Origin of the sequence: Arcicella lustrica (genome assembly GCF_034930985.1) — a bacterium.
Classification (GTDB): Bacteria; Bacteroidota; Bacteroidia; order Cytophagales; family Spirosomataceae; genus Arcicella; species Arcicella lustrica.
The window spans coordinates 211,212-228,483 of the sequence record NZ_JAYGIM010000007.1 but is presented as its reverse complement, the minus strand read 5'-3'; the positions used below and the strand labels follow the sequence as shown (position 1 = coordinate 228,483).

The 17,272-nt window shown below is 34.7% G+C and carries 10 protein-coding genes; 5 read left to right on the top strand and 5 right to left on the bottom strand.

All coding sequences use genetic code 11. The features are described 5' to 3' along the window. Positions 1-117 precede the first annotated feature (117 nt). Positions 118-861 (top strand): class I SAM-dependent methyltransferase, encoded by a 744-nt coding sequence (locus tag VB798_RS10330; RefSeq protein ID WP_323258393.1) that lies wholly within the window; start codon positions 118-120, stop codon positions 859-861. Positions 862-949: 88 nt separating this feature from the next. Here VB798_RS10330 and VB798_RS10325 read toward each other — a convergent pair whose 3' ends face one another. Beyond that, on the bottom strand, positions 950-2,740 hold the full coding sequence (locus VB798_RS10325) for a MutS-related protein (protein ID WP_323258392.1): 1,791 nt from the start codon (positions 2,738-2,740) through the stop codon (positions 950-952). 53 nt (positions 2,741-2,793) lie between these two features. Next, positions 2,794-3,438, bottom strand: a complete 645-nt coding sequence (locus VB798_RS10320) for an oxidoreductase (RefSeq protein ID WP_323258391.1) — start codon at positions 3,436-3,438, stop codon at positions 2,794-2,796. A gap of 56 nt (positions 3,439-3,494) precedes the next feature. Here VB798_RS10320 and VB798_RS10315 point away from each other — a divergent pair, with 56 nt between their 5' ends. The 3 genes from VB798_RS10315 (at position 3,495) to VB798_RS10305 (ending at position 9,985) form a co-directional block, all read left to right on the top strand. Continuing rightward, complete coding sequence (locus VB798_RS10315) at positions 3,495-7,490, top strand: AAA domain-containing protein (protein WP_323258390.1); 3,996 nt, start codon at positions 3,495-3,497, stop codon at positions 7,488-7,490. Between the two features lie 168 nt (positions 7,491-7,658). After that, positions 7,659-8,528 (top strand): UbiA family prenyltransferase, encoded by an 870-nt coding sequence (locus tag VB798_RS10310; RefSeq protein WP_323258389.1) that lies wholly within the window; start codon positions 7,659-7,661, stop codon positions 8,526-8,528. Positions 8,529-8,608: 80 nt separating this feature from the next. Then, positions 8,609-9,985: an L-serine ammonia-lyase gene (locus VB798_RS10305; protein WP_323258388.1), complete on the top strand. Its 1,377-nt coding sequence runs from the start codon at positions 8,609-8,611 to the stop codon at positions 9,983-9,985. A gap of 7 nt (positions 9,986-9,992) precedes the next feature. On the opposite strand, the gene VB798_RS10300 is transcribed toward VB798_RS10305, so the two are convergent. Both VB798_RS10300 and VB798_RS10295 read right to left on the bottom strand, forming a co-directional pair. Beyond that, positions 9,993-10,682, bottom strand: coding sequence for an outer membrane beta-barrel protein (locus tag VB798_RS10300; protein ID WP_323258387.1), 690 nt, complete (start codon positions 10,680-10,682; stop codon positions 9,993-9,995). Positions 10,683-10,757: 75 nt separating this feature from the next. Next, positions 10,758-11,612: a hydroxymethylglutaryl-CoA lyase gene (locus VB798_RS10295; protein ID WP_323258386.1), complete on the bottom strand. Its 855-nt coding sequence runs from the start codon at positions 11,610-11,612 to the stop codon at positions 10,758-10,760. 611 nt (positions 11,613-12,223) lie between these two features. Between VB798_RS10295 and lon the strand changes: the two genes are divergently transcribed. After that, entirely contained in the window at positions 12,224-14,710 is a 2,487-nt protein-coding gene (lon, locus tag VB798_RS10290; protein ID WP_323258385.1) for an endopeptidase La, read from the top strand. A gap of 56 nt (positions 14,711-14,766) precedes the next feature. Here lon and VB798_RS10285 read toward each other — a convergent pair whose 3' ends face one another. Further along, positions 14,767-16,755 (bottom strand): OmpA family protein, encoded by a 1,989-nt coding sequence (locus VB798_RS10285; RefSeq protein WP_323258384.1) that lies wholly within the window; start codon positions 16,753-16,755, stop codon positions 14,767-14,769. Positions 16,756-17,272: the final 517 nt, after the last annotated feature.

The window sequence follows — 17,272 nt, the reverse complement described above, 5'->3', positions numbered from 1 at the left end:
ATAATTGAATTAAAATAACTCAAATATAATATTACTTAGGAAGGTTAGACTTAGATGATAATTCAACACAAGCCAAACGTCTAAGAAATCGTAAGCTCCCGACTAAATTAACAAGAGATGCCTAAAGATAATTTCTCGACACAAGCAGCACTTTATGCTAAATTTCGTCCTAAATATCCTGCTGAATTGTATGACTTTGTTTTGACAAAGGTGAAAAACTTTGAGGCTGCTTGGGATTGTGCCACTGGCAATGGACAAGTGGCGTCGCATTTATCAACAATATTTCAAAAAGTTTTTGCGACGGATATTTCGCAAAAGCAGTTAGATAATGCTCATCAGGCGGATAATATTCATTATTCAATTGCTCAAGCTGAAAAGACGGAATTCCCAGCAAATACTTTTGATTTAATAACGGTTGGGCAAGCCATTCATTGGTTTGATTTTGAGCGTTTTTTCCAAGAAGTACATCGTGTTGCTAAGCCAGAAGCCATTTTTGCGGCTTGGGGTTATGGTACTTTGACGATAGATAATGAAAAAGCCAATGCGCTATTTCAGGATTTTTATCAAGAACAAATTGGTGAATATTGGGATGCGGAACGTAGGTTTATTGATGAAGAATACAGAAGTATTCCATTTCCTTTTGAGATGATAGAAAGTCCAAAATTTGCGATGAACTATCAATGGACGCTTGCTGAATTGGAAGGATATTTGAATACTTGGTCGAGTGTACAGAAGTACATCAAAATTCACCATGAAAATCCTGTAGATGGTTTTATAGAAAGTTTAAAAGCTATCTATAAAAGTTCAGATATTTTCAAAGTGAATTTTCCTGTTTTTATGAAGATGGGAATTGTAAAATAATATTTTACTCTTTCACTCATGGCATGACTTGGAGTCATGCCATGAGTAATTATCAGTTTTAAATACTAATCACTAGTTAAGAAATAGCTTACATCTCAATCCCAATCCTCTTCATTAGTTGACTCGCATTAAAACTATGGCAAACACCTTTGCGAAGTTTATAATCGAATACCAAATCGTCGTTGACTACTTCGGATGAAAAGCTATAGTTTTTTACAAAATCTTGTTCATCAAATTCATCACCTAATTCTACGTCGTGAGTAGAAATAAAGCCAGAAGCTGAGGTTTTATGCAATTGCAACATCAAAGCTCTTGCTCCTTCGTGGCGGTCTTTTGAGTTTGTTCCTTTCAGAATTTCATCTAAAAAGTACAGTATTGAAGCTTTGTTTTGCTTGCCTGTTCCTACTTCGTCAATCAATTGCTTCAAGCGTTTTAGTTCGGCATAAAAAGATGAAGTACCTTCTTCTAAAGAATCATTGCTTCGCATACTGGTGAATACTTGTAAATAAGAACATTCAAAACTTTCTGCACAAACAACGCCACCCGTCAATGCCAATACTACATTTATGGCAACTGTTCTTTGGAAAGTACTTTTGCCCGACATATTCGAACCTGTAATGATAATGGTTTTTCCTCCGCCAATCAGTTCTATATCATTTGCAACTCTTTTATTATGGCGAATCATCGGGTGACCCAAAGCTTTTGCTTTTAAAAATACTCCGCCAGCTACAATACTAGGTTGAATAAAAGTAGGATTGGCAAAACGATAGCCCGCCAAACTATTCAAGGTTTCAAATTCGGCAATGACAGCCAACCAAGTAGGTAAATTTTCACGATGGTTTGCTTTCCAATTTTCTAATTTGATAAAATATTGAATATCCCATAAAGTTGGAATGCCCACTACAAAAGCGAAAAAAGGATTCGTTCTATTCGCCATTTTGTTCAGAATATCTTCTAAAGCAAGAATGGCGGGACTAGCCTCAGCAATTTTGCTTTTTAAATTTTGTAGTTTTTCTTCTTGAAAATCTTCAAGAACAATCAATTCAGCCAAGGCAGAATATGCTTTCATCGCACCAGCAATGCGATTGGTTTGATCGAGCGCAACGGTTACTTCTGTAAATATTTGTTTTAAAATCAAACCATGAATTCCCATCAACACCAACACTATATAGATAGGTACAAAACCCAAAATCCAAGCCAAAATCACAGGAATGGTGATATAAGGCAAAAAGCGAGCAATTTGAAATAAAGGTTGTTGGATTTTCTGATTAGCTGGTGCATCGTTCCAAGCCAATAATTGATGAGTTGGCTCGGATACTTCTTCAATCAACATGGCGGAGGCTTCTAAATCTTGTCGCCAATCTATTTTCTCTGATAATTCTTGAATAGCTTTTTGTCGATTGAGAATTTCAGTCGTTTCTGCTGGATGCAAAAGCCAATTTGCCAACATTTTCGCCCCCCCAAAAGTATGCGTGCGATTCAGTAATTTATAAAGAGATTGCTTCCCGAAAATATCTAAATCACTTGCATAAAAGTGGTTGTCTTCTGCAAATACTTCGCCTGTTTCTGTACGAGTAAAACGATTTTCTAAACGTTGAATTTCGTCTTCATTCAGCGTGCTTAAAGTTCTATTTTTATCTCTTAAATACTTTATTTTTAAATGTTTAGTTACGGAAAACAAAAACAAGGCAATGCCAATAATTAGTACTAAAAGCGTGTAAGCAAAATCATAAAATTCATAGCAGAAATAGCCAATCGCAGCAACAGCCACAAACAAAATAGCCCTAAAAACAGCCCATTGATTATATTGTTTTTGGAATTGCTCGGCAAGGTTTTGGAAATGAATTTTTCTGGATTGAAAAGTTTCGAGTGGTGTCATAAACGGTATTTTTTTCAACAAAGATACAGAAAGAGCTTTGAACATTCTCAAGCTTATAATGCTTGCAACTCATCCGATTCAAAGAAATGCACGCCAGTCAAACCTTTACTTGCCAATACTTGCATCGCTTTGGCGATTTGGGCGGCTTCAATTCCTCTGTATTTTTTCAAACTTCCAATTAAAAGTGGTGAAATTGCTTTGGCTAAAACAATCCCTATTTTCTCCCCCAAACGAAATTCTTGTCTGTCACCTAAAATAAAAGAAGGACGAACACTGATGAAGTTTTCAAAGTCAAGTGCTTTAATTTTCTGTTCTAAATCGCCTTTTGTTCTCAAGTAAAAGCTATTGGAATTGGCATCCGAGCCAATGGATGAAACCAAAATATACTGTTTTACACCGTTGGCTTTGGCAATTTTTCCGAATTCATAAGGATAAGTACAATCAATTTTATATTGCGCTTCTTTAGAACCCGCTTTGCGCAAAGTTGTTCCCATCGCACAAAATAATTCGTCGCCCATAATTTTTGTAGCATCAGGTTTATCGAAATCGACGATTTCTTGTTGCAATTTTGGATGTTGAATCTCCAATGGTTTGCGAAGTAGCAACGTTACTTTTGAGTAATTGGGGTTATCAAGTATTTGTTTGACCAATGTACTGCCTACCAAGCCAGTAGCACCGATGATTATAGCTGTTTTCATATTAATTTCCAGATTTTCCTGTAAATTTGAATAAATCTGTTCATCTAATAAGCATCGTGGAAGAAAATACTTTACATTCTATCCTGAAATCATATCAAAAAAGACTTACTAACCTGAGTACTAGGAATAAGTCTTTGCTACTTTCATCAGCAACTGAGCAGTTTTTAGATGTTCACGAACTTGATTTTCTTCAAAACACTCCTTCTTTTCAACTTATCGAGCAGTTAATTGCTCAAAAAAATACGATTACGCTTTGCGAAAAACATGATCCACGTTTTGAAAAAGTAAACGAAATCAGCAAGAAACTACGAAAGATTTCAAGGCATGAAAAACTGATTGAAGAAGAGCGTGGTTCGGAAGATTTATACATTGGTTATCCGATTGTAAAAGGTAAATTTTCAGATGGAACAGTAGTTCGTTGTCCTTTACTTTTTTTTCCTGTTCATCTCGATTGCGTGTTGCTTCCTCAGAAAAATACAGGGACAGATGAGTCTTTGAGCGAAATCTGGCAAATAAAACAAAGAGACGAAGTTATTTTCAATAGAAGTTTTTTGCTGGCATATTCTTACTTCAACGAGATTCAAATCTCAGATGATTTTTTAGATAATTCGTTGGAAGATTTTTCGAAAAATGCCCTTGAATTCAGAACGCAATTGTATGAGTATTTGAAGAATTCTCCCTTAAAAATCAATTTCAATCAAGATAATTTCACGAATCAATTAACGCATTTTGAAAAAATTGCTAAAACGACTTTAGAAAGTACCGAACGCAACGGCGAACTTACTTTATTTCCACAGGCGGTTTTAGGAATTTTCCCGCAAGCGGGTTCTTTTTTAGTGCCAGACTATCAATTTTTGATTGATACTTTAGCCAAAAATGAAGATAAAACGGTTGAAAATCTTTTCCCGAATGATTTTGAAGAAGCAATTCAGATTAGAGAAGAACAATTATTAACGCCTTTTGAAATTGATATTTCTCAGGAAAAAGCTTTGCGAGAAGTAAAAGCTGGACAATCGTTAGTCGTTCAAGGCCCTCCAGGAACAGGAAAATCTCAATTAATCTGTAATCTCGTTGCCGATTTTACGGCAAGAGGCAAAAAGGTTTTGGTGGTTTGTCAGAAACGAGCGGCTTTGGATGTTGTGCAAGAACGCCTCGCAAAAGTTGGAATGCGTGCTTTTGTTGGCAATGTGCACGATTTTAAAAATGACAGGAAAGCACTTTATGAACAAATTTTGCATCAGATTGAGCAAGTCGATACTTATCAAAAGCAAAATCAGAGTTTGGATGCTATTTTTATCGAAAGAAATTTCAGTCAGCAGAGTAAACAAATTGATAAAACTTCTGAAGAATTACAGACTTTTAAAGACGCTTTATTTGCCGTAAATGAATGTGGAATTTCTGTCAAAGAACTGTACTTGACAAGCTCTGCAAATGATACTTTTGTTGATTTAGAAGCGTATTACAAATATTTCAATTTCACCGAAATCAAGGATTTTGTTGAGAAATTTAAGTTGTACTTCGCTTATCAAGAAAAGTTGGGGAATAATGACGCCAGTCTTTTTTGGCAAAATCGACTTTCGTTTCAGCATCGTCAGCCAGTAGATATTTCACTGATTGCCAAGACTATTAAAGAGTTGACGCTTTTTGTGCAAGAAATAGAAAATCAATCTCAAACAATACTTGACAAAAAACTGTCATTAGACTCTCTCCAGAAAATTTCACTTGAAAAAGTAAAGCTACAAAATCTGTTAAATGGTATTTCAACAGACAAAATCTATCAACTTCTTGCCAGAAATTTGTCACAAAAAATCAAGACTAATACGACTAAAATTTCAAGTTTAGAAGCAGAAGTTGCTCAGTTTTTTGCGGGGCAAGGCATAGAAATTACTTTGTCAAGTGCAGATTTATTGACGTTTTCTGGAAAAATAAGCAAAGCTATCCATGCCAAAAGCAATACTTTTGAGAGCATTTATTGGTCGCTGTTTTCAAAAGAGAAAAAAGAAATTCAACAGCTTGCTATCGCCAACGGACTAAGTATTGGGCTAGAAGATTTGAAAAAACTGCATGAAAGAATTCAGAACAGAATAGGTTTAGAAAAATGGTGGAAAGAATGGGCTTATTTATTTGGAAATGAATTTTCAAAAAATGCAGAAAGTAACGAAGAAGTTACTTGGTTGAGAAAAGGCTATCGTTGGTTCGAACGTCATTTTCAAATGTTGTACCAAATAGCCAAAGCAGAAACGATTTTTAGAAGTATTAAAAATGTTCCGCTGAACGAATGGACGAGTTTTTCTTGGTCAGATTTTCAGCAAAAAGTAAAATTTCTAATTGAAAAGTCAATCCAATTAGAAGAACAACAAGCACTTTGGCAAGTAAATTTATCAGTGATTCAAATCAATGAATTAGCCCATTTACAGCACGGAACTTTGGTGATAAAATACTTGCAAGAACATTTTGACGATATGCAAGAATTGGACGCTTTGAAAGCCGAGTGCAGTCACACTGAATTAGCCGTAATCCATTTATTTGTTGAAGAAAAAAAACCACTTGATAGCTTTCTGAATAGTTTAAAACTGGCTTGGATAAAAGATATTGAAATTAAAAATCCGATTTTAAGAGGAGTAAGTTCTTTGAAAATAGGTCAATTAGAAAATCAATTACAAGAAGCTGTACTTCAAAAACAGCAGTTGAGTAAAGAGATTTTATTGCTAAAATTACGAACACTCAGCTATCAGAACTTAGAGAAAAATCGTTTGCAAAATGTAGTTACTTATCGTGATTTAAAACATCAAGTAGCCAAAAAAAGGAAATTATGGGCTGTTAGGCGATTGATTGCGGCTTATTCAGATGAAATTTTCAGATTAGTTCCTTGTTGGTTGGCTTCGCCCGAAACGGTTTCAGCTATTTTTCCGATGGAAACTGAAAAACCATTTTTCGATTTAATCATCTTTGACGAAGCCTCACAATGTTTTGCCGAACAAGGAATTCCTGCGCTGTTCAGAGGAAAACAAGTAGTGATTGCAGGCGATTCAAAACAATTACAACCGAATGATTTATACAGACTAAAATTTGAAAATGATACGGATGATTCGCCAGCATTAGAAGTAGATTCTTTGTTAGATTTGGCTTGTCAGTACTTGCCACAAACACAGTTGCGTGGGCATTATCGCAGTCGTTCCTTGGATTTAATTGATTTTTCAAATGAGTACTTCTACAATAATACTTTACAGCTTTTGCCCGATTTTTATGAAATCAACAAAGCAGAACCTGCGATTCGATACTTAAAAGTAAATGGCATTTGGGAAAACAATAGTAATCTTGAAGAAGCCGAAACGATTATTAATTTGGTCGAAAACCTCAAAAATGATTTTCCACAAAAATCAATTGGCATTGTTACTTTTAATTTTAAACAACAAGGCTTGATTCAAGATTTATTAGAAACAAAGGCTTTTGCGTTGAATCATTCTGCTGAAAACATTGCGCCAATTTTTGTAAAAAACATCGAAAATGTACAGGGAGATGAACGAGACATCATCATCTTTTCAATTGCTTATGCACCAGACGTGAACGGAAAAATGAGTATGCAATTTGGTTCGCTGAATCAGCAAGGAGGCGAAAATCGTTTGAATGTGGCGATTACTCGTGCCAAAGAAAAAATACTGATTGTCAGCAGTATTTTGCCACATCAATTAAATGTTGGCGATACGCTCAACGAAGGTCCAAAATTATTGAAAAGTTATTTAGAATATGCTTTGTCGGTGTCGGAAGGAAACTATAAACCGAAACCGTTTTCTTCAACCAATTATCAAGCAGATTGGTTATTGAAAGAGCAGATTGCAAAATACAACCAGCAAAATGTAAAAGAATTGCCATTTGCAGATATTACGGTAAAAACAGGGGAAAAATACGAATCACTTATCTTGACCGACGATGATTTGTATTATGAACATATTTCTCCGAAAGAGACTTTTGCCTACATTCCTGCTGGTTTAAAAGCCAAAGGCTGGATTTTTGAGCGAATCTATAGCCGTAATTTCTGGAAAAACACTTGATGATTTTGGATTTGAGATGTTAGATTTCAGATTGATGATAAAATATAAAAACCGTAGCGGCAACTCTCGCAGTTAACGACGAGAATCAAGAAATTTACAGATTATGTTCAGTTGGAATATTAAAAATCACTCATTCACTAACTCGCTTAATCACTCAATAATCGAAGTATGAAAAATATTCTTTTGCATCTCAGGATTCCATTTTCTTTTTTCCTCATGCCCGTTTATTGGTTTGCTTTAAGCCAAACAAATCATGTAAACACAGGAATCAGCATTGGCGTTTTCGTACTTCTGCATTTACTGATATATCCAGCTTCAAATGCTTACAACAGTTATTACGATAAAGATGAAGGTTCAATTGGTGGTTTAGAAAACCCTCCGCCTGTTAGCAAAGAGCTTTTTTACGTAGCTTGGGCTTTAGACATTTTAGCAATAATCATTGCCTACTTTCTTTCAGGTTGGGTTTTGGCTTTGGCTTTGTTCATTTATAGCAGTATTTCAAAAGCGTATTCTAATGATAAAATCAGACTCAAAAAATATCCTATTCTAAGCTGGATTACGGTTGGTATTTTTCAGGGAGCTTTTACTTATTTAACCGTTATTCAAGCGATTGATAATGTTTTGATAAGTGATTTAATGCAAGAAAAATACTTGTTTCCTGCTGTGTTAAGTAGCTTTAATCTATTAGGGTTTTATCCGATGACACAAATTTATCAACACGAAGAAGATGCCAAAAGAGGCGATTTAACCATGAGTAGATTATTGGGAATCAGAGGTACTTTTCTATTCACTGCGGGCATTTTTCTACTGGTTACTATTGGCTTTTTCTTCTTTTTTCAGGAAAAGGAAATCTTTAATTTTTCAGCTTTCATTGTTTATTTACTTGTAATGTCTCCAGTCTTAATTTTCTTCAATGTTTGGTTTTTGAAAGTATTAAAAAATGAACAATTAGCTGATTACAAACACACTATGCAACTCAACTTTTTGGGTTCAATTTGTCTGAATCTGTTTTTTATATTACTGTTTCTAAGCAAGTAATAAACGTAGCTGATGAACAGACTCCAGGATTATTAAAAAGATGTATATTTAACATCAAAATTCAATACTTCAACAAACTTATGTCTTCTCAAGCGATTACTACTTCCATTTTTGATTTATTCAAAGTTGGACCTGGACCATCAAGCTCACATACGATTGGTCCGATGAAAGCATCTTTTGACTTCCTGAAAGAAATTAATCTTTTATCATCGTCAATAACTTCCGAAAACCTTAACATTGAAATACATTTATACGGCTCGTTAAGTGCTACAGGCAAAGGACATGGCACAGACAGAGCAATAGTTGCGGGATTGTTAGGTTGGAAACCAGATGCTTGCGACCCTATTAAATTTCTGAAAATTCTCAAAAATCCTGCTGAAAAATATCCAGTCAAATTCCATGAATACATCATTGAAGTAAATGCAGATAATTTTTTCTTTCACAAAGGAAAATACGATTCTCCGCATGCCAATACGATGGTGTTAAAATTGAAAGATGGAGAGCAATTGATACTTGAACATGAATATTATTCAATTGGGGGTGGATTTATTTATCGAAAAGGAGAGAAACAAAATACTAAAAGTACTGTGACACTTCCTTTCCCATACACCAGTATGAAGGAATTAAAAGCGCATTTAAGTCGTGAAAAAATTACTTTAACAGAACTCATGTTGGCAAATGAAATGGCTTTGACGGGTGCTTCAAAAAAAGAAATCGAACATAAAATAGATACCATTTTAGATTTTATGCACAAAGCCGTAAAACGTGGCTTGAAGGATAATCGAGTATTACCTGGAACCATTAAACTACGTAGAAAAGCTCCCTTACTTTATCAAAGAGCCAAAAACTTGGCGATTACGAGCGATAGTTTTTTGATTTTTTTAAATGCCTATTGTTTGGCTGCTTCCGAAGAAAATGCAGCTGGAAATATTGTAGTTACGGCTCCAACTTCGGGTGCATCTGGTGTAATTCCCGGCATTACTTATTTGATTAAAAATCATTTTCATTATGCTCCTTCTTTAATGAGAGATGGTATGTGGGCGGCAGCGGCAGTTGGTTTTTTGGTAAAACATAATGCGAGTATTTCGGGTGCTGAGATGGGTTGCATGGGCGAAATCGGTTCAGCATCGGCAATGGCTGCTGCGATGCTGACTTACTGTGCGACAAAAGATATTAACGCTATGGAATCGGCTGCTGAAATTGGCATCGAGCACCATTTGGGCATGACTTGCGACCCAATCGGTGGTTATGTTCAGATTCCGTGTATCGAACGCAATGCGATGGGAGCAGTAAAATCTTATAATGCTTTTTTACTAGCAACTGCTGGCGATAGTTCTTTACAGAAAATTTCGCTGGACAGCGTCATTAAAGTAATGAAAGCAACAGGAAAAGATATGTCTAAAAAATACAAAGAAACTTCAGAAGCTGGTTTGGCTCTGAGTGCGACGGAATGTTAGGATAAAATTAAAACCTATATCCTACTGCCCATTCAAAGCCACCAATATCATTTATTTTTGGTCCATCAACATAATCTTTCAATCCATTATCAAAAGGGTCATTTGGTTGAAACTTATCATATAAATACAAATTTTGTCGCTCTTGTTTAGAAAAGCCTTTGTAATATCTCAATTCAAAATTCAATGGAATTTTCTTTAAGCCATATACTAATCCCAGATTTATTCCATAGTCAATTTTTGAGGTACCAAGTGTAGAGCTGTCAAATTCTTTAGCTTTATCTCTCAACCAGTCATTATCCCTCATCCCACTTTTCAAAAAAAGCGTTCTTTTTAGTGAATAACCAATATATGGACCAGCTTTTAACGAAAAGCCAGTGTTCGGGTTATTGCTTTTGTTAATATGAAGTTTCAAATGTACTGGCAATTCAACAAAGGAATTAACTATTCCTTCATCTTCATAAGCTAAAACCCTACCTATCCCATCTAAATAGGTTACTTTAGCAATATGCCCTCGCACTGTTCTATTTAACTCAGTACTTAGTGATAATTTGTTAGTTAGTGGTATTTCATACAAAAAACCGATGTTGGGAAAACTAATAATTTGGTCAGAAAAACTGAATCCAATTCTTGCTCCAAATTTTTGGGAAAAAGAAAATGTACTTTGTAAAAGTAGTAGAATCAATAGAAGCTTTTTCATGAAAATGTATGTGTAAAATGTTATAGAAATAATAATGTAAACAAGGTAATTATCATGTTGTAGATTTCCAAAATCTCATATAAAAACACTCCAGCTTTCTTGAACAGCTTTTCTGAAAGCAGATAAATTTAGTCCTAAATCAATTTGTTGATTTTCGAAAAAGTCAACCAAGTTTTGGGTGTTGATATTACCAACTAATTCATCTTCTGCCATTGGACAACCGCCAAAGCCTCCGATGGCTCCATCAAAACGAGTACAACCAGCCTCATAAGCCGCTTGTATTTTGGGTAACCAAGCATCAGCACTGGCATGAAAATGTCCGCCAAATTCAATATTCGGATAAGCTGGAATTAAAGTATTGAAAATTGATGAAATAATTTCAGCATTTGCCAAACCAACAGTATCCGAAAGCGCAATAATTTTGATGCCAAGATTTGCCATCTTTTCAGCCCAATTCGCTACAATTTCAACATCATAAACATCTTGATAAGGATTCCCAAAAGCCATTGAAAAATACACAACCAATTCTTTATCATTCTTCAAACAAAGTGCTTGAATGGCTTCTACTGTTTTAAAAGCTTCTTCAACAGAAATATTCGTGTTTCGTTGTTGAAAAGTTTCTGAAATAGAAAATGGAAAACCTAAGTATTTGATTTTTTCGAAAGTAATCGCCTTTTCTGCTCCACGTAAATTAGCGATGATAGCTAATAATTTCGTTGGAGAATTACTTTCTTCCAAAGCACGATACACTAATTCTGTATCTGCCATTTGAGGAATCGCTTTTGGTGAAACAAAACTACCGAAATCAAGCGTGTCAAAACCAACTTGTAATAATTGTTTGAGATAAGTAATTTTTTGTTCCGTCGGAATTTGCCTTTCCCAGCCTTGCATGGCATCTCGTGGGCATTCTATCAGTTTAATGTTTTTCATGTTTTAAGGTTCATTATTGAATTATCAACAATGATTTTAGATTGTTTTTGAAGTACCGAATTACTCTCTAAACTTAGCCTTTTTCTGATGAAAAACAAAAATCCCGACCATTGCTGAATCGGGACTTTGTAAAAGTGGTCAGGTAATTATTTCAAATGAATGGAATCCCAAACATTTCAAAATCATCTTCATAGTAAATAGCATAAGATGTTCAACATAAAACCACTACTTTATGGGTGAATTAAAATAATCAATGTGAGATTTTAAATGATTGTTTTTTGTTTCAATCATAACGAAAGGATTTTGTCTTTAGTCTTTCAGCATAATTTTTAACAAAACGGAGTAAAAAGAGTAAAAAACCTTTGTACATCCTATTAAACACATGTCAATATGTCAATTGGCATAAGGTTTGACCGTTTAATAAATGAAATTTGTTTGTATAATTTTTAAGTGTAATTTTATAACTTCTGTCATTGTGGCAGAACAATTCATTTGAATTTGGAAATAGTCTTTACTAAATTTCAAACTATTCTCCACTTAAATTAAATCGTGTTTAGCCAGCTTAGCTACATCATCACATTACATATTTCCAAATTTGCATAATACATAATATGAGTCTAGATAAAAACTTTTTAAATAACCTTAAGCTTGCCGAAATTTCTGATTTCGATGGCATTGAATTAATTCCTCTTGGTTCAGAAGGAGTTGATGATGAAAAACTTGGAAAACTTACTGACGAATTACCAATATTACCTATTCGAAATGTTATTTTATTCCCCGGAATGGTAATTCCAATTACCGTTGGAAGACAAAAATCTGTTCGACTTGTCAAAAAAGCTTACAAAGGAAATAGAACCATTGGTGTAATCACACAAGCCAATCCGAATAAAGAAGAACCCGTTGGTGAAGATTTATACAAAGTTGGAACGGTAGCGCATATCATTAAAATGATTGTTTTACCGGGCGGAAACACTACGATTATTGTTCAAGGACGCAAGCGTTTTGAAGTAGATAATTATATCAAAACAGAGCCAAACCTTATTGCGAAAGTAAAATATTTAGAAGATAATTTGCCTTCTAAACTCAATAAAGAAAACAAAGCTTTGATTCAATCTTTGCGAGAAATGGCTACAAGGATTTTATTCTTGAACCCAGAAATTCCTCGTGAAGCACAAATTGCTTTAGATAATATTGAATCTCCAAACTTTCTGATTCACTTCCTTTCTGCCAATGTCAATGCTGAACTAGCCGAAAAACAACAATTGTTAGAAACAATTAATGGACTTGAGCAGGCTAGAAAATTACTTGAATTGATGATGACCGATATTGATTTATTGGAAATCAAGCGTGAAATTCAAAGTAAAGCAAGTAGTGATATTGATCAGCAACAGCGTGATTATTATTTGCGTCAGCAAATTAAAGTTTTGCAAGAAGAATTGGGCGTTGATAGTCCAGAAGCCGAACTTGATAAAATCAGAGCAAAAGGAGCGAACAAAAAATGGAGTAAGGAAGTTGGTGACCATTTCCAAAAAGAATTAGCCAAATTACAACGCACCAATTCGATGTCGGCAGAATATCCGATGTTGATGAATTATGTTGAATTATTGGTTGATTTACCTTGGAATGAAATCACGAAAGACAATTTCGACCTCAAGAAAGCCCAAAAAGTACTTGATTCAGACCATTTCGGACTAGAAAAGGTAAAAGAAAGAATCATAGAATACTTAGCCGTATTAAAAATGAAGGGCAATATGAAAGCTCCAATTTTATGTTTATACGGCCCTCCAGGCGTTGGTAAAACTTCTCTAGGGAAATCTGTTGCCAAAGCTTTAGGTAGAAAATATGTAAGAATGGCATTGGGTGGTTTACATGATGAATCTGAAATCAGAGGACATCGTAAAACCTACATCGGTGCTATGCCGGGAAAATTAATTCAAAATATTAAAAAAGCAGGTTCAGCGAATCCAGTTTTTATTTTAGACGAAATTGATAAAGTTGGTTCAGACCACCGTGGCGATCCTTCTTCGGCTTTGTTAGAAGTACTTGACCCAGAGCAAAACAATGCGTTCATGGATAATTACTTGGAAATTGAATATGATCTTTCTAAAGTATTGTTCATCGCTACGGCAAACTCTTTGGATAGTATTCATCCAGCACTTCGTGACCGTATGGAAATCATTGACATCAGTGGTTACACAATGGAAGAGAAAGTACAAATTGCCAAAAAACACCTTGTTCCAAAACAAAAAGAAGAACATGGTTTAGAAAATAAAACCTTGAATATTACGGATGCTGCTTTACAAAAATTAATTGAAGGCTACACTCGTGAATCTGGTGTTAGAAAACTAGAACAACAAGTAGGTAAATTGATTAGAAAAGTAACGAAATCAATTGCCATGCAAGAAGAATATCCAAAGGTGATTAAACCAGAGGAGGTTGTGAAGTTATTGGGACAAGAGTACTTCGATAAAGATTTGTACGAAACAAACGATACCGCAGGCGTAGTGACAGGTTTAGCTTGGACACCCGTTGGTGGCGATATTTTATTCATAGAATCAATCTTGAATCGTGGGAAAGGTGGAGTTACTTTATCGGGTCAATTAGGTGATGTAATGAAAGAATCTGCAATGGCAGCGCTTTCATATTTGAGAGCCCATGCCGATGAATATGGTATTGACTATCGTATTTTCGATTATTATAACCTTCATATTCACGTTCCAGCAGGTGCAGTTCCTAAAGATGGACCATCGGCAGGGATTACGATGACAACGTCGATTGCTTCGGCTTTAACACAGCGTAAAGTAAAGCCTAATTTGGCTATGACTGGCGAAGTAACCTTGCGTGGTAAAGTATTACCAGTTGGTGGTATCAAAGAAAAGATTTTAGCCGCTAAACGTGCAGGAATTCAAGAGATTATTTTGTGTCATAAAAACAGAAAAGACATCGAAGAAATCACGCCGTCTTATATTTCAGATCTAACTTTCCATTATGTAGATATGGTAGATGAAGTACTGAAAATTGCCTTGATGGAAGAAAAGGTTTCAAAGCCAATCAATTTTATTTTTCCAGAAGATAAGCGAGAAGTAATTTTAAATTAGTCATAAAAAAAGCGGAAGATTTAGGTCTTCCGCTTTTTTTATTTATGTGTCAGTTATTACTTCACCGATAATACTTTAAACTCTGTTCTACGATTTAGCTGATGCTCTTCTTCGGTACAATTCACACCGTCAGCGCATTTGTTTACTAATTGACTTTCACCATAGCCTTTAGCGACAATTCTGGCAGAAGAAATTCCTTTTGAGATAATATAAGCAACTGCTGCATCTGCTCTTCTTTGCGATAATTTGGCATTATACTCTGTCGTCGCTCTTGAATCGGTATGAGAGCCTAATTCCAATTTAATGGTCGGATTATCTTTTAATATCTGAACAATTTTATCTAATTCTGGTGAAGCGTCACTTCTAATATCTGCTTTATCTAAATCATAATAAATCGGAGCGATTTGAAAGATTTTTGTGATTTCTTTCCCTACTTCTGGTTTATCTAATTTAATACTTGCATAAAAAGTAGTATCCGTTTCCGCTTTTGTGAGAAGCTCTAATGGAACCGATTTTCCAAGCATCGTAAAAGGTTCACGTTTGGTGAAATAACCATTTTTTTCAGTGACAATCGTATAAGATTTATCTTCTTCCATTTTCACTTTGCCAAAAGTACCTTCCGATTTTGTGTAAATTTCCTCAATGGCTTGGTTCGTTGAGTTATCAATAATTGCCACTTTTACTTCATCCAATGGCTGATTATTCATATCAGTAATACTTCCTGCCAAAAAGTAACGAATAATTTTCTTTTTAGGCGTTTCCTTAGCAATTACTGGAACATCGTACTTTTTATCTGGCTGAGTATTCTCGAAATAATAAATATCGTCATCACCTTTCCCAGAATCACGATTTGAAGCAAAATATCCTTTGGTAGAATCTATCGCAACCAAACCAAAATCATCAAAACGAGAATTCAATGGAATCCCTAAATGTTCTACTGAAATTTCTCCATTTTTACGAGTTGCCACAAATAAATCTAAACCTCCTAAACCTGCGTGTCCATCCGAAGAAAAATATAATTTTCCATCTGCTGAAACATAAGGGAACATTTCATCGCCAGCGGTATTAATGTCTGCTCCTAAATTAATAGCTCTGCCGAATCTACCCGCATTGTCAATATTGGCACGATACAAATCTATACCACCTTTTCCACCTGCACGATTTGAACCAAAATAAAGGGTTTTATTATCGGCAGAAAAAGATGGACAACCGTCCCAAGCCAAAGAGTCTGATACTGAGATGATTTCTGGTTCTGTCCAAACGCCATCAATATTTCTTGAAATGTATAAATCAACATCTGGAGATTCATCTGAACGTTTTCCTGCATTTCCTCTAGCAAAAACCATCATTTTGCCATCTTTTGAAAATGTTGGCGTTCCTTCATTCGCATTATTTTTGAAGATTGTCGTGCTGAAAAGTGTTGGATTACCCAATTCTGTTGGACTATTCAAAGCCGCTCTGTATAAACCCAAGTAAGGTAAACCGTTATTTTTATAGATAATGTCTTTGCGTGAAGCCGTAAAAATCAAATCGTTTCCTTGAATAATCGGAGCAAATTCAGCTCCAGTAGAATTGATATTCAAAGGTTTTAATTCGATGTACGTTTTTTTATTGGCCAAAGCTTCTACTTCTTCTAATTGGTCGATTTCAGCTTGGGCTTTACTTTTGAATAATTTACTTGGCACTCCTGAAAGATACTTCTCTAAATTTTGAGCAGCTTCTTGATATTTCCCTTGCATTTTTTGCGTGGTAGCCAAGTGATAACGCAAATCATTTTCTCTGCTTCCCGCAGCTAATGCTTTTTCATAAAATTCGCCTGCTAAAATGCTACGATTTGATAATCGAAACGATTCGGCAAGTAAATAATTCGTTTTAGCCAATTCATAATTTGCTGCAGATGCCTTTTTTAATTCTTTAATGGCTAATTCGTATTCACCATTGTCAAATTTTTTCTGACCTTTTTTAAACGATTGAAGTGCTGAATTACAACTATTCAACAAGATTATCGCTGAGAAAAGAGCTATAAGTTGACGAAATTTTTGCATAGTTTTCTTTAAGAGAATTGATTTGATTAATCTGAGTAAGCTAAACTTACCTTTTCACAAACCTTTAAAAGGAGTAAAAATTACTCAGAATACGGTAAATATAACCAATTTATAAACGAGTTTTGGCGTAAAATGATTGTACTTGATAGATTTTAATTTAGTCTTAAAATTCAAACAAATCTAAATTGATAAAACAGGGAGTTTTTAGGATGCTATTTTACCGCATTTCGAGAAGCTTCGAGTTAGTAAAATCAGACTTAATAAACCAAGAAAAAAATATTTGAAAATTTGTACTTTAATAAGTATTTAAAGTTTAAAATATATTGTACCTTTGCGAGCCTTTTGCCAAAAGGTAATTTTTAAGTTTCTGAAAGTGAATAACTTATTTTTAATTATTCAATAAATTATTTCGCTATTCAGCCATTTGAAAATTTTATTTTACAGCAGTGATGTTGCAATATTTTAACTAAGACATCTGCGATTTAGAAACAGATAATTTTCTGGAATCGTCGATAAA